Origin of the sequence: Pantoea trifolii, from assembly GCF_024506435.1 — a bacterium.
GTDB lineage: Bacteria > Pseudomonadota > Gammaproteobacteria > Enterobacterales > Enterobacteriaceae > Pantoea > Pantoea trifolii.
Genome location: NZ_JANIET010000003.1, coordinates 32,584 through 52,339 on the forward strand (window position 1 = coordinate 32,584; position 19,756 = coordinate 52,339).

Here is a 19,756-nt window from a genome sequence, read left to right on the forward strand (position 1 = left end):
GGTCTACATATTCACTTATCGTAACTCACCGGCGTTATTGCACTTCTGTCCAGATTTCTGCCCAGCGCATGCAGTGCGCTGTTCATAGGACACAGCGTGCCTACTTCTGTGACGCGACAATCATTCTGACGCCACTCTTCACGTAAAAGCGGATGTTGTTGGTTTATCACCTGAAGATTTCGCAGGTCATCCAGACTTTGTCCCTGGAAATAGACATGCAGGAATCGCTCACCACTACGCGTATCACGCCAGCGTTCGAATACCAGACTGCTTCCCGGCGGAATGTTGCCACGCGTATAGCCCGACAGCGTCCAGCTAAAGTTCATCAGCGTGCGCACCATGGCAATATTGGTGTCATGTGCCACCAGCAGTAACCAACGGGTATCGGGTGTAGGCCCTGTAGTTTTACCGACGCCCTGTTCAGCCCCCTGCAACATCGCATTAAGGAGGATTGAGCCACGCTTTTGAGCGGTATAAAGCACATCGTTACTGAGATCGTAATTAGCGGTCAGCAGCGGCAATACCGCGGTGATTTGAGATGCTGTCGTGATATTTCCCCAAGCCAGCTGGCTTAGCGGCAGATTTTCATTCCAGCCAAGGCGCAGAGTTTCCACCATATTTGCCAGCACACTCAGGCCATCAACATAGGCTTTACCGCTTTTGCTCTGTTTAATCTGCCATTGTTTTTCAAAGAACGAACAGTCAGCATCAGGAGTGCAGACTGCGTTTCGAAGCGCCTGAACTGCAGGTTGTAACGCCTGCTGACGTGCAGCTAAGTCACCTGCAGTAGCGTTAACTGCCGCAAGCTGTTTAGCGGGATCAGTGTTTGTTTCAGGGAAGGCTTCAGTCTGAAACAGTGGGTCGTCTTCACCCTTTACCCGATGAATTTCAACACCGCAGCCGGGAAAGGCACCATCTACCAGTGCTTGGGCTGTCGCACGTGTGCGCTGCAGTGGGCTGGCGCGAACATAGATATCCTGCGGCTGAGGACAACCGTTAGTCAGCAATCCTAACTGTCGATAATGATCACCTTCCCAGCGGCCTTTATTGGCAACCGCCGCGTATCCGTGCCCGGTCAGCTCCCCGTCGGCAGTGGTCCAGGTTGTCCAGGCACGATGCGTAGCGGCCTCGATATCCTTCCTGTTACCTGGCGTTGGCGGACGGATACCGTGCCGGCTCAGTTCCACCACTTTCTCCAGCTGATATTGTGCTTGCGCATGAGCCTGCGAAATACCTAACCAAAGCGCTCCTGCGATAAACAGGCGTGCAGCAACCTGATGTCTGCGTGGCATCATAGTGTCTTCCTTATGGCATTAATTAAGAGGAATAGAGGGTGCGGTGCTCACTGGCATTACGTCTCGCCACCATAACAGCGGTAACAAAACACAACAACGCGGAGACGATACCGGCTGCCACCCAGAACAGGGACAACGTGTGAAAATCGTAGATCTTTTTACCGCTTTCAATCACTGACGTTTTATCAATGATTATACCGGTTAGAAATTCGCCGAAACCGGCGCCGGCATAACTGACAATACCGATGGTTCCCAGTGCCGCCCCCGCCGCCTTGCGTGATGAAATGTCCACCGCAAGCAAACCACCCAGAAAACAGGTCAGTGCGCCAATGGTTGCGCCGAAGATGATCATCGAAAGAATATCGGTGTAATAACTTTGTGGAGACCACAGCATCAGCGCAAATCCACCGGTATTAAGAATGCTGATAAATCCCGCCATGATGCTGCGATTACGGGCAAAAAATCGATCCGATAATACCCCGGCCAGAATCGTACCAATGATACCGGCGATAGCATTTACACCAATGATGGCCGATGCTTCTACGGTGGTGTACCCCTTGCCCTGCTGCAGAAAGAAAATGCCCCAGGAGTTCACGCCATATCGATCGATGTACATAAACGCAGAAGCCAGAGCCAGCGTCCACAGTGCTGGATTACGTAATGCCTGCAACTGGTTCTTCAGGATGGAGCTTTTTGCCTCCTCCTCTTCCATCGGTTCATGACTGATTTCATGGATTGACGGGAATCCGCTGCTTTGCGGGGAATCGCGCATAAACAGCAACATGATCACCACACCCGCGGCGCCAAGTGCAGCCGTAGAGAGATAACCCATATGCCATCCATACCCGGCGATAACAGCGGCTATCACCATGTAGGTCATGGCTTCCCCAATGTTGTGCGCGGTAGACCAGATAGAGTAAAAGGTGCCACGCTCTTTGGTGCCGTACCAGCGCGCCAGTGATACGGCGCAGGGACCGACACCCATGGATTGTGCCCAGCCATTGATACCCCAGAAGATGGCGAGCAGCATCGCATTCGTGGTCATCCCCATCATCAAGTTCATACCCGCACTTATCAGCAGGCCTAAACTCATAAAGCGCACCACGTTAGCGTGATCGGCAAGGAACCCGTTTACCAGTTTGCCTATGGCATAACTGAAGAACAGCGCGGAGCCAATCATCCCCAGCTCAGAAGGAGAAATCCCCAAATCCACTAGCGCGCTTTTAGCAACCGTGAAGGAAAGACGGCAAATGTAAAACGTAACGTAGGCCAGGGTCATAGCTAGAAACGTTTGCCATCGCACGAAACGGAAGCGTTTTTCGTCAAGGACGCCAGCGTGTTTCTCTGGGCTGGCGCGAAAAAAGTTGAGTAATCCAGACATCATCTTGTCTCCAAAAGGCGGAGGCGCTACTGATTGCTTTTTATCATCCGTAATACTCAGATCCATATTTTGTAGGGAACAGAATCAGTTGCCATGCCCGTGCAGGTTAGAGTAAGGGTTGTTTAACCCATTGTTGTAATTGTGAGTAGAGCGTTTTACTTGCCAGTAATACCGGGTTGCCGCGATCCAGCCCTCCATCAGCCAGATAATTGTTGGTGGCTCCTCCCGCTTCGCGCATCAACACGATCCCCGGTAATCCATCCCAGGGATTCATATGGGGTTCGTAATAACCAATCAGCCTGCCTGCGGCAGCCCAGGCGCTCATCAATGCACCGGAGCCATTTCGCACAAACATGCCGCCATGCTGTAGAAGCTCATCAAGAAACGGCAGGAAATCGCCCGACGATACGCGATGGGATGTACCGACTCCCATGACACCGCCGACAACGGTTGCCGCTGCATGGGGTTCGATGCGCAGATCATTCAGCCATGCACCCTGCCCCTTACACGCATGAAACAGCTCATGATGATTAGGGTCATAAACCACCCCAATCACCGGTTCGCCGTCAGCCACAATTGCCAGGGACAAGCACCATGTATGCAGCCCATTCAGGAAAGCACTGGTGCCATCAATGGGGTCCACTACCCACAACACCCGCTTGTCACAGTCGGTGCTGCCACTCTCCTCCCCGAGAAAACCATCATCTGGAAATGCTTGTGCAATGCGTGATTTTACAAAGGACTCCACCTCACGATCTGCACGACTGACGACGTCCTGTAAGTCACTTCCCTTGTGATCCGTCTGCAGGCTTTCGCGCTGCTGATAAAACTCGTATGCCAGTTTCCCTCCAGACTCGGCAAGACTGCAGGCGAAGCGGTAGCGCGCCATTAACGAATCGTTTTCACTGGTAAACATGACCTCTCCTCAAAAATGCACACGTGTGCATTACGTATTAAAAAATTTGCCCCGAGGGGCAGAAAGGAGTTTGGGCATAATGGAAAGATTAATCTGTGACCAAAACCACACAAAACTAATTTTCCATTATGCGCTTTCACGGATGATTAATTTCACTGGAACAGCACGATGACGTGATGGCAAATCAAATTGGGCAATGCGCGTGACAAGAAGATCCACTGCCTGTTGGGCGAGTCCGTCTGTATCCTGCTGGATGGTGGTCAAATGATAGGGATCCCAGTCAGCCTGAGGAATATCGTCAAACCCAATAACGGCTGGTGGAGCTTTATCACCCGTTAAAGAACGAAGACCATCTATTGCACCTAACGCCAGCATATCCGTGGCGCAGATCAGCACCTGGCAATCGCGCAGGGTAATCGCGGCTAAACGTCCCGCCTCATAGCCACCCCCGGGTACAAAAATGGGTGAAAGATTCAAATCCGGCGCACTTGCGGTTAATGCATGAAATCTTTCACGAGTACTGTAATTCGATTCGTCCTCTCCAATAAAACCGATATTGTTCCACCCACGCTTGCGGCAATACTCTGCCGTCAAATTCATTCCCTGCTCATTATCACTGGCGACCCGGTCACATCCGTTGAGTTCGGCATGGCGGTTAATCAGCGTAACGGGAATCTTTCTTTCCAGATACTCCTCCGCCAATGACAGCGGAGGTGCACCAGAGGTGATGATCACACCCGCAACGTGATAACTCAGCAATTGTTTAAGTGAGGGCGCCAGCTGTTCAGGATCATCAGCATTCATTAATAATGGCATAAAACCATGCAGTGCCAGCTGATGCACCAGTGGAGAAAGGAGTTTGCTGCGAAAGGGATTGTCAAAGCCAGCGGTAACGATGCCAATGAAATTACTGCTGCCGGTGTTCATGGTACGGGCGATAATATTGACCTGATACCCCAACTGCTCCGCAGCCTGCATCACTTTCACACGTGTTTTTTCAGCAACAGATGCGCCGGGCGTAAATGTTCGGGATACCGCGGAGCGTGATACACCAGCAAGACGCGCAACGTCCTCAGCCTTAACCCAGTTTTTCCCTTTATCGCTCATTAGCCCAACTCACATTACGATCCACGTTCACTAATTACACCGTTATAACAGAATTCCATCCCCAATATTTTTCGTGAAGTTCCGATCATGCTTATGCTCGCCTGAATTCACAACTAACAATTGCCACTGACACCGGAGACTGGTGCCGAAATAATTCATGGTCAGTCGGCACGGTACTCTACAAAATTCGTCTTTGAAGCGATTTTGTCGTAAAGCGCTCTGGCGCGGTAATTATCCTCGCGGGTTTTCCAGTAGACCTTGGAACAATTCAATGTTTTTGCGGCATCAACAACGGCGGTTAGCAGAGCCAGCCCTGCCCCTTTCAGCCTTACATCACTATGCACATAAAGATCTTGCAGGTAACAGTAATCACCGGTGGTCCAGGTGCTACGATGACAGATGTAATGAGCAAACCCGATAAGTTTCCCATCCTCTTCCGCCACCAGACAGTGCATTGGTTCGTTATCACAGAGCAATCGCCTGAAGGTGGTATTGGTAACCTTCTCTGAGACTTCGCTGACGTAAAAATCCAGATAGCCCAACCATAACGCTTTCCACTGTGCATAATCAGTTTCAACCAGATGCCGTCTCACCCTACCCATTCGTTTCTCTCCAAAGTTCGAGCGTAATAGTAAATATTGTCTGCATTCCTCTGTACTTACCCTAACCGTAATTGATATGCATGAAAATACTCATCATCTGCATGAGCTTTTACACTGTGTTGAATACCGCGTCTTACATTTAGGTGGGCAAAGCAATGACTCATATTCACTTCTCGCATTTAAATATGCCGTCCAAAAGTCTCCTGGGAACCGGCTATCCTTCTAACAGGGGGATCGAAATATGTGTGGAAGATTTGCTCAGTACAGTAGTCGCGATACCTACTTTGACGCGCTAGGGGTCGACGATAGCGATTACATCCATGACCCAGAATCCATAGGGCGTTACAACGTAGCGCCTGGCACTAATGTACTGCTGATTAACGAGCGCGACGGTGAGCTCAAACTCGATCCTGTATACTGGGGATATGGTCCTGAGTGGTGGGATAAACAGCCATTAATCAACGCCCGCGTAGAAACCGCGGCCTCGAGCCGGATGTTTAAACCGCTGTGGAATCACGGTCGCGCGGTGGTACCAGCCGATGGCTGGTATGAATGGAAACGAAGCGGAAACAAAAAGCAGCCCTATTTTATTCACCACAAAAGCCATGAGCCCCTGTTCTTCGCTGCCATCGGTAAAGATCCCTTTGATAACCCGCACGGCCATGAAGGATTTCTGATCGTAACCGCCTCAAGTAATGAGGGCATGGTGGATATTCATGACCGAAGACCTCTGGTGCTTACTGCTGATGCCGTCAGAGAATGGTTAAGCTCGGACACTTCTTCCAAAGAAGCAGAGTTGATTGCAAAAAAGGCAGCCCTGCCTGAAAACAGTTTCCTATGGCACCCTGTGACCGCCAAAGTCGGCAGCCCCAAAAATCAGGGAAAGGAGCTTATCCAGAAAACTGACGATACAGTGTTTTAAGTGGCGAATAACGCGCTGCTGCTGTGAAGATTGGGAGTCGTTGGAGTGTTAAAATGCCATTACTTCAACAGATTAAACGGGTTGCTTAACACTCAGCTTGAGTTTTATAAGCCCTTTGAACTTTACACGATTCAACATTCTTATTTTATGTCACGAATCCTGAGGTTGTCATATTCCGGCTATAACGCTTAGTAAGACATTTAAGCTAGTTAAGATGCGAAAAAGGCCGCCCATAGGGCGACCTCTTCCGGCACTTCCTTTTGCGACCATCTGTTATTTATAAAGCTCAGCGGTCATGTGAACAACGTTGCCGTTGCTGGCTTCAAGAATTTTGTACTGCTGACCCTGCTGCTGAGCCTGTGCAGCGATTTTCGCTTCAGCACCATCAAGTGTCAGGGAAGTAGCTGTAACCCTTTGCGCGAAGCTCGCTGCTGACATCAGTGAAAGAGCGGCTACAGCGGCGATAGACATTGCTTTGATAGTTTTCATGGTCATATTCCTTAGTGTGTATGGTTGAAAGCTTGTTCGCTTTCGATGGGATAATAATAACCATTGTTATCATTGCAATATTAACAATAAATGCTGATATTGTGATCGTGCTAACTATCGCGCTGATAGGCATAACTTATAAATACGTCTCAAAGCACTACAATGAGTGACCCACACAGATCATTGACCGAGGATTGATGCAGAGCCCTCCACTCGTTCCACGCCTGCTTTCTGACGTTCGATCAGGATTGAAATCTCGTACCATAAGATGGCATGACAAGGAATTATCCCTGGCCCAATGCTTCACGTAAATGCCTCAGACAGCTCCTAGACGGCTTTGGTAATAGTGACTGAAGTTAAAAGCATGTCGTTATCATCAGTCGCCACATATCAAGATAAACAGAGCGAATGGACTGATGATGTACTGTTAATGGGTATGCGCGAACACTATCCTGAGAATGAACTCAACTCTATGGTGGGCATCATCCTTCACATCAATCGCACTGATGCTGAGCACTGATGATGAAAAGTTTCCAAGCTAGACGGTTTAGATTTAAAGCTAAGAGGATGAGAAAATGCTACTGGATAAGCTGAAAGCCCTGGAATGCAGCCTTCATGGTGAGAAACGTCATGATCGCAACTGGTTAGAACAACGACTTCATCCTGATTTTTGTGAAATCACACGCTCGGGAATATCGGTTAATCGTGCTGAGACGTTAGCATCGTTAGTCCAGGAAAGAGTTGCCCCTATCATTATCAGCGATGACTTTCAGCTCATAACCACGACAGAGTGCAGCGCGATACTGCACTACAGAACATTTGAGAGTAACGGCGCCAAAGCTTCACTACGCGCGTCATGCTGGGTTCGCTCATCAGAAGATGTCTGGACGCTAATATTCCATCAGGGTACGCCCGCAGCAGGATCTGCGTAAGGGAGGCATCACAAGAACACACAAAGGTGGTTTTGTACTTAGACGATTATTTCAGGAAAAGAAAATCAACTGCCACCATCAAACCTATAGTGAGTGCGACGAAAGCCGCCCCTGTTGCGAAGGCATGTTCTGTAGCCTGCCCTTCCTGCCGGAGGTCACGAAACCGAACAGCGCCGATTTCTCGTTGGCTGCTACTCCCCTGCCCCGATTCGTGTGTCCCGCAATTGCTCACCACCCTTTAAAAAATAGACTTTTTAACTCCGGATACTTTCCTGATCCTACTGCGCTGTTCCTTAGAACGGTCACGGTCTAGCCTAATTTATAGGAGATAATCATTGGCCAAGCAGATACCACGTATCGAAATGTAAAAAAAAAGATCACTACCATCAGCGATCTGCGTACTCATCAGACTTTCTACCGCATCACTCCTCTTGCCAGATAAACTCCCATCCTTAATACTGTACATATAAACAGTGTTATTTGGGAGGGCCTTTTATGTACGACAAGCACACAACAGCAATGATTTTTAGGACTTTATATCGGAGTGCCGAGCGATGAAACCGGCCACTTACGCGAGCGGATTAACGTTTCTCTGGGCACCAAACTATAGTCCACCGCTGAAAATCCCCTTGTTTGCTGACGCTTGTTCAGCAGGATTTCCCTCCCCTGCTCAGGACTATGTTGAGTCGGAACTCGATCTCAATGAGTTATGTATACGTCGGCGTGCTTCCACTTTCTTTGTACGTGCCAGTGGCAGCAGTATGGAGGAGCTTGGATTATTTGATGGCGACGTCATGGTTGTCGATCGCGCTGAAGAAGCTAACCATAACGATATCGTTATTGCCGAAGTCGCTGGAGAGTTCACTGTTAAGCGTTTGCAGTTACACCCTCGCCTGGCACTATTGCCGATGAATCCGGCTTACTCCGCGATCTATCCAGATGAACTACAGCTTCTTGGCGTTGTTACCTGGTTTTTTAGCAGCACAAGAGCCCGTAGGAGGTAAACATGCCAATGTTTGGATTGGCGGATGTTAACTCATTTTATGCCAGCTGCGAGGCTCTCTTTCGTCCAGACTTACGCGGTAAACCCGTTGTCGTTCTTAGTAATAATGATCTGAGTGGTGAGAAATGTTAGTTAATTCTATTCTGTTAAGATAATTTTATTCTTGATGGTGGGTAACAGAATATCATTCCGACTAACAGCAACTCATTAACACTGACTAAAGCTACCAGGGAATATTGGACAGAAGAGAAATGCACAGGACAAATGCGAGTATATTATTTGAAACCAAGCGAGATGACTGGTGCCCATAAAGAAGAATCACTCTTTTTTATTAACGCGACAACTCTTCACTTGCTCTTGATGAGAGTTCAACAATCAGAGTTTGAAAGTAAATACGGTGAAAATAAATCATCAAAATTAAACGAAAGTAAAACAAACCATCCATTTAGAAAGACGATTAAAAATCGTTTAAATATTGTTTATAATCATTGCTATTTTGTAACATTAAAACATTAAGTAATAAACAATTCATCACCAACTTAGACGAGCGGGACTATTCTTAATTTTTAAGGAGAACCTCAATGTTAACACGTCGTGATATGTTAAAAATGTCTGCCGCCGGGGCAGCAACCATTGGTCTAACTGGTGCCGCTATTAACAACGCAGTGGCAGGTGATCATCGTAATATAGTTCCGCCTACCACTTATAAGCCGGATAATAATGCTAAAAGCGTCTATAAATACAAATTTTCAGACAGTGAAAAGCGTAGTCTGCCCGGTGGGTGGGCGCGTGAAGCCACGGTTAATCAATTTCCTATTTCCGAAGGCATATCCGGCGTAGATATGACATTGGAGGCCGGAGCCGTAAGAGAATTGCATTGGCATGCAATTGCCGCTGAATGGGCTTACATGATTTCCGGCAAGGCCCGCATCACCATTATTGATCCAGAAGGAACGTCAGAAGTTGCCGACTTCGGCGAGGGTGACGTCTGGTATTTTCCTAAAGGCTACGGCCATTCTATTCAGGCATTAGATGGCGGCGCCCACTTTATTTTAACGTTTGATAACGGTCATTTCTCCGAGTTCGGTACATTTAGCATCACTGACTGGATCGCCCACACGCCTAAAGAAGTATTAAGTAAGAGTACAAATTTACCCGCCTCCATCTTTTCCAAAGCCAAACAGGGTGAAGCTTATATCGTGAACGGTCATGTTCCCCCCGTTCTTCCATTGCCACGAGATAATGGTGGCAGGGATGATTCACCACTTAAACACCACTATCCTATGATGAGTGAACCACCATTTTTCGAAAGTGATGAAGGTAGTGTACATATCGTTTCCTCGAAAGAATTCCCTATTTCCCAGACAATTACCGGTGTCATTGAGATAATGAAACCTGGTGCAGTAAGAGAGATGCATTGGCATCCAAATGCAAATGAGTGGCAATATTATATTTCGGGCAAAGGGCGAATGACAGTTTTCAGCTCGCATGGACACGCCGAAACGGCTGAATATGAGACCACTGATGTTGGCTATGTTCCACAAGGATATGGACATTACATTGAGAATATAGGCGATGAGGATCTTAAAGTTTTGGTTGTTCTTGATAATGGCATCTATCAGGATATTTCACTTTCAGATTGGCTGGCGAAAACCCCTGCGTACGTGCTGGCAGACAATTTTAATAACAATGAAGCCGACTGGAAAAGCAGGCCTGCAGAGAAGCTAGTTATCTCAAAAGGTGCTGTTAAGTAAGATCGTTATTAATCGTGTAACGGCCCTGCGCATCCAGGGCCGTAATAGCGTTCGGGAGAACACTCTGTACACTTCTGACACATAACGGCCCCATATTTAATTGCTGAAAAAAGCACGTGACTCAGGGCCTGCTGATATTCTTTAATTTCTAAGTCTCAGAACTCTTGACGAGTCGGACGTAGAACAATTTCATTAATATCAACATCTGCCGGTTGTTCAATGGCAAAAGCGATTGCACGGGCAACAGATGCTGCAGGTATAGCTTGTTTATAAAACGCCAAAACATTTTCTGATGCCGTGCCGGATGTAGAGTATTTCAGATCACTTTCTACTGCGCCGGGCTCAATTGACGTGACGCGGACCTTATCTCCAACCTCTTGCCTTAAACCTTCTGAAATTGCCCTCACGGCAAATTTTGTGCCCGAATAGACCGTACCGCCGGGTGCAAATACCTTAATACCTGCGACTGAACTCAGATTAATGATATGCCCACTCTCTTGTGCCAGGAAACGAGGCAACGCGGCGGCGATACCATAAAGCGTGCCTTTCAAGTTGACATCAATCATGGCGTCCCATTCGTCAGTATTGACCTCTGACATCGGGCGGATAGGCATCAGACCTGCATTGTTAATGAGAACGTCAAGTCTTCCAAAATCTTTGATAACGGCTGATACTACGGACTCAACTTGATGCTTATCAGTAACATCAAGCGAATAACCTCTGACATCCCCACCGGCGCGGGTAATTTCCTCAATGATTTCTTCTGTTTTTGATTGTCTGCGTGCTGCGATTGCAACCTTAGCACCACGACTGGCAAGGAGCCGAGCAACCTCAGCACCGATCCCTGTATTACCGCCAGTGATTAAAATAACTTTATTTTCAATTCCATTGTTCATGATATGCCCCTTAAATTTTTTAACGCTGCGCGTTGTAAACCGGATAATCAGTAAAACCTTCACCCGTCCCGCCATACAGCGTGGCGGCATTAAGATCGTTAAATGCCCAACCGTTCGCTATGCGTTCAGGGAGATCAGGGTTGGCGATAAATGGACGACCAAATGCAATAAGATCGGCCAACTGCTCCTCAACCATCCGGGCACCACGTTCTGCTGTGTATCGACCGGCATAGATGATGCGTCCACTAAATTTCGCGCGGATCTCACGGCGGAACGCTTCGGGTAAGTCGGGGGCATTTTCCCAGTCGGCTTCGGCTATAGACACATAGGCAACACCGGCGTTTTCCAGGATTTTTACCGCTTCGACGTAGGTCTTATGCGGATCACTTTCAACCAGGCCGATATAGACGCGGTCTTCATCTGTGCTTGAAAATAAAGGCGTGAAGCGGACGCCCAGACGGTCTGGCCCTATTGCATGAGTGATAGCCTGAACAATTTCATCCAGAAACCGCAGTCGATTTTCAATAGAACCGCCGTATTCATCCTTACGCTGGTTTGCATGCTCTGAAATGAACTGATTAACCAAATAACCATTCGCAGCATGGATCTCGACCCCGTCAAAACCTGCACTGATGGCATTTTTCGCCGCCTGGGCATATAAATTCACGAGGTCTTTAATTTCTGACTGGGTCAGTTCGCGAGGAATTGAAGGGGCAACCAACGTGCCCGTACCCGGCCCTGTCTCAATAAAAGCCTTTGCTTGTTCAGCCTGAATCGCTGAAGGAGCCACGGGGGCACTTTCTTCTGGTTGCAGTGCGGAATGAGAAACGCGTCCCACATGCCAAAGTTGTGCAAAAATAATCCCCCCTTCGGCATGGACCGCGCGGGTCACTTTTTTCCAACCCTCAATGTGTTGCTCAGTATAAATTCCCGGTGTCCAGGCATAACCTTGTCCACGAGGCTCAATCTGAGTACCTTCCGTGATCATGAAACCTGCACCCGCGCGTTGACGGTAATATTCGGCCATGAGGTCGGTGGGCACATTACCTGGTTGTTCACTTCTTTGGCGCGTCAGTGGGGGGAATACAATGCGATTTTTAAGGGTATAAGGACCAAGCTGAGTTGGCTCGAATAAGGCTTTATGATTCATAAGGATTTTCCATGAGTGATCATCGTAAGAGGTGACGGGTGGGCATCCTGTCACCTTCACTTCGTCAACAGTTATGCACCCAGCAGCTTAATCAGCTGGGCTGCTGCTGCTGCCGAGGACGTTGGGTTTTGCCCGGTGATGAGCAAGCCATCGCTGACCACATAAGAACTCCAGTCCGCCCCTTTCGAGTAAATCCCGCCTTTGGCAATCAGCTCATCTTCTACCAGGAAAGGCACAATCTGCGTCAGGCCCACGGCTTCCTCTTCGCTGTTCGTAAAACCGGTGACCTTACGGCCTTCTACCAGCGGTTTTCCCTCCGGGGTTTTGACGTGGCGCAGCACGCCAGGCGCATGGCAGACCAGAGCGACGTGTTTGTTTGCCGCCAGGAAGGCTTCGATAAGGGCGATGGAGTGTTTATCTTCGGCCAGGTCCCACAGAGGGCCGTGACCACCCGGATAAAAAACGGCGTCGTAATCAGCTTGTGAAACGCTGTCGAGGCGAACCGTTGACGCCAGGTGTGCTGTTGCTTCAGCGTCTGCCTCGAAGCGGTGGGTCTGTTCGGTCTGGAAGTCAGGCTCATTACTTTTTGGGTCTAACGGCGGGTTACCGCCTTTCGGTGAAGCCAGCGTAATTTCCGCGCCTGCGTCTTCGAAGGCGTAGTAAGGTGCGGCCAGCTCTTCCAGCCAGAAGCCGGTTTGGCGGCCGGTGTCGCCCAGCTTGTCGTGTGAGGTTAAGACCATCAGAATTTTCATCATTACTCTCCTGCATTTCAAAATGATAGTTGGATTAGACCGGTCGTATATTAAATGGGTACAGAAACAGCTCTATACTGAGTACCCCCTTGCTAGGGGGTAATATGAATAATTTTTCTTGTCGTGAGCAGCGCTGAATCAAACGGGCCAGTATTTCGAACAATCTTGACCATGACGCTTGCACCGACCCAAAGCTGGTAGAGGCTTTCTGCCACGGTGCGAGGTGTATCGTCAATAGTGAGAGACCCCTCGGCTACGCCCGTTTCTAACGCTTCCGCCAAACGCGAGATTATCCCTGAAGTGCCTGCCTCTAGCGTTAAGCGCATCGTGTCCGAAAGATCGGCAACTTCAGCGCCTAATTTCACGGCAAGGCACTTCCCTTGACACTCAGAGAACGACTGAGATTCACGCCACTGCTGCCAGTAGTTCATCAGCCGCTGAGCCATATTGAGACCTGGCTGGCCCAGTGTCCTGTCGATATCGGCGAGATAATCATCAAAATAGTGTGCCAGCATGTCTGCGCCAAAAGCTTCTTTCGAACTAAAGTAATGATAGAAAGAGCCTTTAGGCACACCAGCATCTTTGAGTATTTCGTTCAATCCGACCGCAGAAAATCCTTTACCCGCCATAATACGCTGGCCTGTCGCCAGAATATGCTCGCGGATTTCATTGCTATGTAGTTGAGTTGTCGTATTCATATGTTTAATTTACCAAGAACTAGACCAGTCGTCTATAGGCAAGCTAAAACTATTCCATTTTGCTAGAGCTTATTTGTAGATTTCAGCAGTACCGTACAGATGGTTATCGCCACCGGCTGAAATAATACGGTAAGACGTTGCGCCATGTTCAGTCGCTTTCGCCGCCAGTTTGTCCTGCAGGTCGCTCAAATTGCTTCCAACAGCTGAAGCGTTGATCACTCCAATACTTTGCCCCTTCACAGGCACAGCGTTGACTTCGGTCGCGGCAAAAGTGGCAAAAGAAGCGGCAGTCAGTACGATTACAGCAAAGGCTTTAGTTACGTTTTTCATGATCATATCCTCATTAAATTATTTTTAAGCACACGTTAAGCGTGGGCAAGGGGGTATATTTTTAGGCACTGAATTCATTTTAAAAATTCGCTCAATGCCTGGGAAACGGGTATAAATGGGGACCCTGTATGTCCCTTATCGCATTACTCTTCAATGAATCGCAGCAGGTCTTCATTAATCGTCCCGGCTTGGGTGATTGTCATCCCGTGGCCAAATCCTGCATAGACCTTGAGCTGCGCATCTTTGACAAGTTGCGCGGACAGAATGGCAGAGTCGGCCAGCGGAACGATCTGATCGTCATCACCATGCATGATCAGGGTTGGCACATCGATTTTCTTAAGGTCATCAGTGAAATCAACCTCTGAGAACTGTTTGATACAGTCATATTGACCTTTGATCCCACCCCGCATGCCCTGAAGCCAGAAGCTTTCTCTCACACCATCAGAAGGCGTCTCTGACGAACGGTTATAGTTAAAAAACGGCGTGGTCAAATCCTTGTAGAACTGAGAACGGTCTTTTTCGACCGCAGCACGGATGCCATCAAACACTTCCATAGGCAGACCGCCAGGATTTTTCTCACTTTGCAGCATAACGGGAGGTACTGCGCCGATAAGTACTGCTTTGCTGACGCGCGCCGAGCCATACGTACCGATATAGCGTGCGACTTCACCACCGCCGGTCGAATGTCCAACCAGAACAACGTCTTTGAGATCTAACTGCTCGATGAGTGATGATAAATCTTCAGCGTAGGTATCCATATCATTGCCGTCCCACGTCTGACTCGAGTTGCCATGGCTGCGGCGGTCGTGAGCGATGACACGGAACCCCTGCTGACCGAAGAACAACATTTGCGCGTCCCATGCATCACTTGATAATGGCCAGCCGTGGGAGAAAATAATGGTTTGTCCCTTGCCAAAGTCTTTATATGCAATCTTAGAACCGTCTTTCACCTGAATAGTTTTCATTTCTTTATTCTCTTTTCTGTTGGCGACGCCTCATGGGCGGCGCATTTGATTTAAAAGTATTTTTCTTCGTATATTGATTTTTACACTGGGCAGTCATTGAAAGAATGACTGGCCTAGAAAGCATTTAACTGATGTTTACTGAGATAAGCTTTGTGCCGCTTTTTCGATCACCGCCGCAATTTTTTCTGGCTGTGATGCGTAAATGGCATGGTTGCCTTTCAATTCAGTGACGGTGCTGTGCGCACGTTTAGCCATGAAGCGCTCCAGTTCTGGATTAATAGCACGATCCTGCGTCGCCACGACGGCCCAGCTAGGCTTCGTTTTCCATGCCGGAACGCCTGCCGGGGCAGTGAATGCTGCTACTGCAGGCATGAGTTGAGATTGCGCCAACAGATTTGTTTCTTTGACGGGCAAGTCAGCGGCAAAGTCCGCGTGGAAATTTTCAGGTTTGATATAAAGGAAGTGATCTGGCGTTTCAGTAATTGACTGAGCAGCCGGCGGATACTTTTTGGCCAGACTCAGCAATGAATCACCTTGCTCCGGCTGGAACGCTGCGATGTAAACCAGACCTGCAACAGAGGGGTCATTTCCCGCGTCACTGATGATCATTCCGGCGTAGCTATGGCCAACCAGCAGTGATTTACCACTTTGTAATGCCAGAACGCGTCGAGTCGCAGCGACATCATCAGCCAGCGAGGTTTGCGGCTCCTGAACAATCGACACTTTGTAGCCAGCTTTATTCAGAATGCGAGCCACCGGATCCCAACCTGAGCCATCAACAAAAGCACCATGTACCAGAACGATGTTTTTTACCGGCGCAGCCATTGAAGACTGAGCATAAACAGACAGAACCAGGCTTAAAGCCAGAGTAGTAAACGATTTTTTAAACATGATTAATTTCCTTCAATTGTCATTTTTTAAGTTAATACCCTGACATCATGGCTCCCTGCCTTACAGGCCAGCGGACGGACATTCAGGTGTGTAATGTTGTCTAGATTTGCTGTGTGGGGGTGCTTAAAGAGCTGCTTACCCACGTGATTAACCGTTATGCATTAAGCTGCTTAATTAGCTGGGCTGCTGCCGCCGCCGAGGACGTTGGGTTTTGCCCGGTGATGAGCAAGCCATCGCTGACCACATAAGAACTCCAGTCCGCCCCTTTCGAGTAAATCCCGCCTTTGGCAATCAGCTCATCTTCTACCAGGAAAGGCACAATCTGCGTCAGGCCCACGGCTTCCTCTTCGCTGTTCGTAAAACCGGTGACCTTACGGCCTTCTACCAGCGGTTTTCCCTCCGGGGTTTTGACGTGGCGCAGCACGCCAGGCGCATGGCAGACCAGAGCGACGTGTTTGTTTGCCGCCAGGAAGGCTTCGATAAGGGCGATGGAGTGTTTATCTTCGGCCAGGTCCCACAGAGGGCCGTGACCACCCGGATAAAAAACGGCGTCGTAATCAGCTTGTGAAACGCTGTCGAGGCGAACCGTTGACGCCAGGTGTGCTGTTGCTTCAGCGTCTGCCTCGAAGCGGTGGGTCTGTTCGGTCTGGAAGTCAGGCTCATTACTTTTTGGGTCTAACGGCGGGTTACCGCCTTTCGGTGAAGCCAGCGTAATTTCCGCGCCTGCGTCTTCGAAGGCGTAGTAAGGTGCGGCCAGCTCTTCCAGCCAGAAGCCGGTTTGGCGGCCGGTGTCGCCCAGCTTGTCGTGTGAGGTTAAGACCATCAGAATTTTCATCATTACTCTCCTGCATTTCAAATCAATAGCTGAATTAGACCAGTCGTCTAATGCGTTCTTAAATAAAAATGTGTTTACCCGTGCCTACTATTCCGGCCAACTCTGCGTGCTGTTTCATTCTACCGGAACGGCTGTCGTGCTATGTCGCCTGGTCGCCGTTGCCATGTGTGTAAGCTAACTCATAATAGACTGGTCGTCTACAGATAATTAATAAAACTCTTCATCTTTTTCATCTCAGGACACTTTGTCATAGCGGATGCCTGTCACGATGAAGTAAGCCACAAATTTTAAAGCTTATTCAACTGCGTCCTTTTACTTATCGATGATGCACTTAGTCAACTTTCTTTGCCCAAACTGCCTGAGCATTTGTGAATTCACGCAGGCCAAAGTGGGAGAGCTCGCGACCATACCCACTCTTTTTCACCCCGCCAACCGGGATGCGTGCATTCGTGGCAGAAAATCCGTTGATGAATACGCCTCCTGTTTCTAAGCGCCGCGCGATTCGCTGGGCACGAGAAACATCACTGGTCCAAAGGTTGCCCCCTAAGCCGTAATCGCTGATATTTGCCAGCTCAATGGCATGCTCAACGTCATCTGCGACAGTAATAGTTGCTACAGGGCCGAAGGTTTCCTCATCAAATGCAGCCATTCCCGGACCGACTTCACCCAATACGGTAGGCTCATAGAAGTTGCCAGGGCCCGCGATTTTATTCCCCCCAAGAAGACGTGTCGCGCCGGCTGCGAGAGTTCGTTCTACTTGATGATGTAATTCTTCACGCAAATCTTTTCGCGCCATGGGCCCGATCCTATTTTGCGGGTCCAGCGGATCGCCAACCTTCAACTGTCTGACGGCCGCGATGAATTTTTGTGTAAATTCCTCCGCGATGGGTTTTTCCAAAATAAACCGTTTCGCGGCTAAGCACACCTGGCCCGCATTTTGGAATCGCGCTTCAACACCCGCTGTAACAGCCAAATCAATATTGGCGTCAGCGAGCACGATAAATGCGTCTGATCCACCCAGCTCAAGCAAGCTTTTTTTCAATGCTTTGCCTGCAATCGCCGATACGGAAGACCCCGCCCGCATACTCCCCGTCAGTGTCACTGCGGCAATGCGATCATCCTCAATCACCTCTGCAACAGTTTCGTTATCAGCAATAAGATTGGCGAATAAACCTTTAGGGAAGCCTGCACTCTCATAAGCATCCTGCAAAGCATAGGCAGAGCCCATCACATTGGGCGCGTGCTTGAGGATAAAACCGTTACCCGACAGCATAATCGGGCCCGAAGCGCGAATGACCTGCCATAAAGGGAAGTTCCAGGGCATGACGGCCAAAATAGATCCAATCGGCAGATAGGAGACATGTACCTGATCGTCATTTTCGACAGAAACAGGCTCATCTGCGAGGATTGCCGGGCCATTGCTGGCAATCCAATCAATAGTCACTGCACACTTCTCAACTTCAGCGCGGGCAGCAGCGAGGGTTTTTCCCATTTCAGCGGTGATGATCCCTGCCAAAATTTCTGAACGCTCGCGCAGAATCGCGGATAAACGACGATAAGCTTCTACGCGTTTCGACATGGGAGTAGCACGCCAAAGGCGAAAAGCCGCGTTATTATCCGCCAGCATACCTTCTACTTCGTCTGCAGTTTGGAATGCATAAGTCGCGATCAACTCGTCCGTCGCAGGATTACGCGAGGTCGCGACATCAAGAGAAAGCGTATTCTGTGTGACAGGTTGGGATGACATAGTTTTTGCCTCATAAACGGTTTAAGAGAAGCACGTTGTGTGCTTCGATAAAATCCAGTTTAGGCAGGTCGAATCATCCCTGGAAGGCGTCTTGTTATCCTATGACTGGGAGTCACAGGCAACGTGCCGGGGAATATAGGTCACCAGAGAGAGGTCGGGTCTCCCCTCTGGCGTGAGTGCAACGTAGGTAAATTCTATATGCCCAGAAGTGGGATGCAAAAGCCGCTTGCTCCCCTCTCCCATGCCTTTCACTTCCGTATCCAGCCACCACTCCTTGAATTCCGGGCTTTTTTCAGAAAGTTCTTCAATGAGATGGTCAAAAGGCTTTTTGTCCTGAGCATGGGCGCGTGACGCGCGGAAAACGGAGATCATCCCTCGGGCCATCAGCTCCCAATCCAGGATCTGCGTGCGATATGGACGATATAGAAACAGCAGTCGCAACGTATTACGCTCATGAGGTTCCAGCGATCCATAATCGATGAACAAATCAGCAATAGCATCATTCCAGGCGAGAATATCAAGTCGGGCATTTCTCACATATGCCGGAATGGGATCGATAGCGCGCACTAAACTTTTCAGGCCATCACTCACACCATCCGCGAGGGGATGGGGTACCGGCTCTTCGCGCGGTGAAAGAGCAAAAAGATGGGATGATTCAATTCTGTTCAGTTTAAGAACTTTGGCTATACGCTGGAGTGCATCTGCCGAAGGTTTAATCTCTCTCCCCTGCTCAAGCCAGGTATACCAGCTCACACTGACTCCAGCCAGGACGGCGACTTCCTCACGACGTAAACCGGGTGTACGGCGAGCACCCTGTTGCATGCCGAAGTCCTGAGGATTAAGTCGTGCGCGCCGGCTTACTAAGAAAGCACCAAGTTCACGACGCTGCTCTGACGTGGTTTTTTTAACCATAATAGTCTGCCTGTAAATTTGTCTCTTTGGCCAACGCTTCATCAAGATGCGGATGAATTTCTTATTTTTTCATCTGAACCCTATGCTCAAGGTACAATTTATGCAAAAAATCCTTCATTTCCGTGGCTAACATTGGTAGCCACGGGAGTAGAGAACTGTATCCGACTGAAATTGCCTTT

General features: G+C 49.0%; 19 protein-coding genes and 1 pseudogene. 4 read left to right on the forward strand and 16 right to left on the reverse strand.

Annotated elements, in window-relative coordinates; translation table 11 throughout:
* Positions 1-11: 11 nt before the first annotated feature.
* From NQH49_RS23095 to NQH49_RS23115, 5 genes are all read right to left on the reverse strand, one after another.
* On the reverse strand, positions 12-1,295 hold the full coding sequence (locus NQH49_RS23095; RefSeq protein ID WP_256699239.1) for a histidine-type phosphatase: 1,284 nt from the start codon (positions 1,293-1,295) through the stop codon (positions 12-14).
* A 22-nt stretch (positions 1,296-1,317) separates the two neighbouring features.
* A complete protein-coding gene (locus NQH49_RS23100) occupies positions 1,318-2,676 on the reverse strand; it encodes an MFS transporter (RefSeq protein ID WP_256699267.1) in 1,359 nt (452 codons plus the stop codon).
* A gap of 106 nt (positions 2,677-2,782) precedes the next feature.
* Positions 2,783-3,592: an inositol monophosphatase family protein gene (locus NQH49_RS23105; protein WP_256699240.1), complete on the reverse strand. Its 810-nt coding sequence runs from the start codon at positions 3,590-3,592 to the stop codon at positions 2,783-2,785.
* Positions 3,593-3,718: 126 nt separating this feature from the next.
* Positions 3,719-4,699: a LacI family DNA-binding transcriptional regulator gene (locus NQH49_RS23110; protein WP_256699241.1), complete on the reverse strand. Its 981-nt coding sequence runs from the start codon at positions 4,697-4,699 to the stop codon at positions 3,719-3,721.
* 161 nt (positions 4,700-4,860) lie between these two features.
* The gene (locus tag NQH49_RS23115; RefSeq protein WP_256699242.1) at positions 4,861-5,292 is read right to left on the reverse strand and encodes a GNAT family N-acetyltransferase; all 432 of its coding nucleotides are present in this window, start codon (positions 5,290-5,292) and stop codon (positions 4,861-4,863) included.
* 250 nt (positions 5,293-5,542) lie between these two features.
* Between NQH49_RS23115 and NQH49_RS23120 the strand changes: the two genes are divergently transcribed.
* A complete protein-coding gene (locus tag NQH49_RS23120) occupies positions 5,543-6,223 on the forward strand; it encodes an SOS response-associated peptidase family protein (RefSeq protein WP_256699243.1) in 681 nt (226 codons plus the stop codon).
* Between the two features lie 273 nt (positions 6,224-6,496).
* Here NQH49_RS23120 and NQH49_RS23125 read toward each other — a convergent pair whose 3' ends face one another.
* The gene (locus NQH49_RS23125; RefSeq protein WP_256699244.1) at positions 6,497-6,712 is read right to left on the reverse strand and encodes a YdgH/BhsA/McbA-like domain containing protein; all 216 of its coding nucleotides are present in this window, start codon (positions 6,710-6,712) and stop codon (positions 6,497-6,499) included.
* Positions 6,713-8,198: 1,486 nt separating this feature from the next.
* On the opposite strand from NQH49_RS23125, the gene umuD reads away from it, so the two are divergent.
* From umuD to NQH49_RS23145, 3 genes and pseudogenes are all read left to right on the forward strand, one after another.
* Complete coding sequence (umuD, locus tag NQH49_RS23135) at positions 8,199-8,648, forward strand: translesion error-prone DNA polymerase V autoproteolytic subunit (RefSeq protein ID WP_176973220.1); 450 nt, start codon at positions 8,199-8,201, stop codon at positions 8,646-8,648.
* Positions 8,649-8,656: 8 nt separating this feature from the next.
* Positions 8,657-8,758: pseudogene (locus NQH49_RS23140) on the forward strand (Y-family DNA polymerase); the annotation flags it as partial.
* Positions 8,759-9,228: 470 nt separating this feature from the next.
* Positions 9,229-10,401 (forward strand): cupin domain-containing protein, encoded by a 1,173-nt coding sequence (locus tag NQH49_RS23145; protein WP_256699246.1) that lies wholly within the window; start codon positions 9,229-9,231, stop codon positions 10,399-10,401.
* Positions 10,402-10,556: 155 nt separating this feature from the next.
* On the opposite strand, the gene NQH49_RS23150 is transcribed toward NQH49_RS23145, so the two are convergent.
* The 10 genes from NQH49_RS23150 to NQH49_RS23195 form a co-directional block, all read right to left on the reverse strand.
* Complete coding sequence (locus NQH49_RS23150; protein ID WP_256699247.1) at positions 10,557-11,297, reverse strand: SDR family oxidoreductase; 741 nt, start codon at positions 11,295-11,297, stop codon at positions 10,557-10,559.
* A gap of 19 nt (positions 11,298-11,316) precedes the next feature.
* The gene (locus NQH49_RS23155) at positions 11,317-12,447 is read right to left on the reverse strand and encodes an alkene reductase (RefSeq protein WP_256699249.1); all 1,131 of its coding nucleotides are present in this window, start codon (positions 12,445-12,447) and stop codon (positions 11,317-11,319) included.
* A 71-nt stretch (positions 12,448-12,518) separates the two neighbouring features.
* On the reverse strand, positions 12,519-13,199 hold the full coding sequence (locus NQH49_RS23160; RefSeq protein ID WP_256699269.1) for a type 1 glutamine amidotransferase domain-containing protein: 681 nt from the start codon (positions 13,197-13,199) through the stop codon (positions 12,519-12,521).
* Positions 13,200-13,291: 92 nt separating this feature from the next.
* The gene (locus NQH49_RS23165; RefSeq protein WP_256699251.1) at positions 13,292-13,897 is read right to left on the reverse strand and encodes a TetR/AcrR family transcriptional regulator; all 606 of its coding nucleotides are present in this window, start codon (positions 13,895-13,897) and stop codon (positions 13,292-13,294) included.
* A 69-nt stretch (positions 13,898-13,966) separates the two neighbouring features.
* On the reverse strand, positions 13,967-14,227 hold the full coding sequence (bhsA, locus tag NQH49_RS23170; protein ID WP_256699252.1) for a multiple stress resistance protein BhsA: 261 nt from the start codon (positions 14,225-14,227) through the stop codon (positions 13,967-13,969).
* Positions 14,228-14,370: 143 nt separating this feature from the next.
* Complete coding sequence (locus NQH49_RS23175) at positions 14,371-15,192, reverse strand: alpha/beta fold hydrolase (RefSeq protein ID WP_256699253.1); 822 nt, start codon at positions 15,190-15,192, stop codon at positions 14,371-14,373.
* Between the two features lie 135 nt (positions 15,193-15,327).
* On the reverse strand, positions 15,328-16,083 hold the full coding sequence (locus NQH49_RS23180; RefSeq protein WP_256699254.1) for an alpha/beta fold hydrolase: 756 nt from the start codon (positions 16,081-16,083) through the stop codon (positions 15,328-15,330).
* 154 nt (positions 16,084-16,237) lie between these two features.
* On the reverse strand, positions 16,238-16,918 hold the full coding sequence (locus NQH49_RS23185; protein WP_256699270.1) for a type 1 glutamine amidotransferase domain-containing protein: 681 nt from the start codon (positions 16,916-16,918) through the stop codon (positions 16,238-16,240).
* 331 nt (positions 16,919-17,249) lie between these two features.
* Positions 17,250-18,665 (reverse strand): NAD-dependent succinate-semialdehyde dehydrogenase, encoded by a 1,416-nt coding sequence (locus NQH49_RS23190; RefSeq protein WP_256699255.1) that lies wholly within the window; start codon positions 18,663-18,665, stop codon positions 17,250-17,252.
* A gap of 99 nt (positions 18,666-18,764) precedes the next feature.
* On the reverse strand, positions 18,765-19,577 hold the full coding sequence (locus tag NQH49_RS23195; protein WP_256699256.1) for a helix-turn-helix transcriptional regulator: 813 nt from the start codon (positions 19,575-19,577) through the stop codon (positions 18,765-18,767).
* Positions 19,578-19,756 lie beyond the last annotated feature (179 nt).

Excerpts from the sequence above, each read along its gene's own strand:
- NQH49_RS23110 (WP_256699241.1), bottom strand. The coding sequence starts at position 4,699 with ATGAGCGATAAAGGGAAAAACTGGGTTAAGGCTGAGGACGTTGCGCGT.
- NQH49_RS23160 (WP_256699269.1), bottom strand. The coding sequence starts at position 13,199 with ATGAAAATTCTGATGGTCTTAACCTCACACGACAAGCTGGGCGACACC.
- umuD (WP_176973220.1), top strand. The coding sequence starts at position 8,199 with ATGAAACCGGCCACTTACGCGAGCGGATTAACGTTTCTCTGGGCACCA.
- NQH49_RS23105 (WP_256699240.1), bottom strand. The coding sequence starts at position 3,592 with ATGTTTACCAGTGAAAACGATTCGTTAATGGCGCGCTACCGCTTCGCC.
- NQH49_RS23195 (WP_256699256.1), bottom strand. The coding sequence starts at position 19,577 with ATGGTTAAAAAAACCACGTCAGAGCAGCGTCGTGAACTTGGTGCTTTC.
- NQH49_RS23120 (WP_256699243.1), top strand. The coding sequence starts at position 5,543 with ATGTGTGGAAGATTTGCTCAGTACAGTAGTCGCGATACCTACTTTGAC.
- NQH49_RS23100 (WP_256699267.1), bottom strand. The coding sequence starts at position 2,676 with ATGTCTGGATTACTCAACTTTTTTCGCGCCAGCCCAGAGAAACACGCT.
- NQH49_RS23095 (WP_256699239.1), bottom strand. The coding sequence starts at position 1,295 with ATGATGCCACGCAGACATCAGGTTGCTGCACGCCTGTTTATCGCAGGA.
- bhsA (WP_256699252.1), bottom strand. The coding sequence starts at position 14,227 with ATGAAAAACGTAACTAAAGCCTTTGCTGTAATCGTACTGACTGCCGCT.
- NQH49_RS23145 (WP_256699246.1), top strand. The coding sequence starts at position 9,229 with ATGTTAACACGTCGTGATATGTTAAAAATGTCTGCCGCCGGGGCAGCA.
- NQH49_RS23165 (WP_256699251.1), bottom strand. The coding sequence starts at position 13,897 with ATGAATACGACAACTCAACTACATAGCAATGAAATCCGCGAGCATATT.
- NQH49_RS23150 (WP_256699247.1), bottom strand. The coding sequence starts at position 11,297 with ATGAACAATGGAATTGAAAATAAAGTTATTTTAATCACTGGCGGTAAT.
- NQH49_RS23190 (WP_256699255.1), bottom strand. The coding sequence starts at position 18,665 with ATGTCATCCCAACCTGTCACACAGAATACGCTTTCTCTTGATGTCGCG.
- NQH49_RS23125 (WP_256699244.1), bottom strand. The coding sequence starts at position 6,712 with ATGAAAACTATCAAAGCAATGTCTATCGCCGCTGTAGCCGCTCTTTCA.
- NQH49_RS23155 (WP_256699249.1), bottom strand. The coding sequence starts at position 12,447 with ATGAATCATAAAGCCTTATTCGAGCCAACTCAGCTTGGTCCTTATACC.
- NQH49_RS23185 (WP_256699270.1), bottom strand. The coding sequence starts at position 16,918 with ATGAAAATTCTGATGGTCTTAACCTCACACGACAAGCTGGGCGACACC.
- NQH49_RS23180 (WP_256699254.1), bottom strand. The coding sequence starts at position 16,083 with ATGTTTAAAAAATCGTTTACTACTCTGGCTTTAAGCCTGGTTCTGTCT.
- NQH49_RS23175 (WP_256699253.1), bottom strand. The coding sequence starts at position 15,192 with ATGAAAACTATTCAGGTGAAAGACGGTTCTAAGATTGCATATAAAGAC.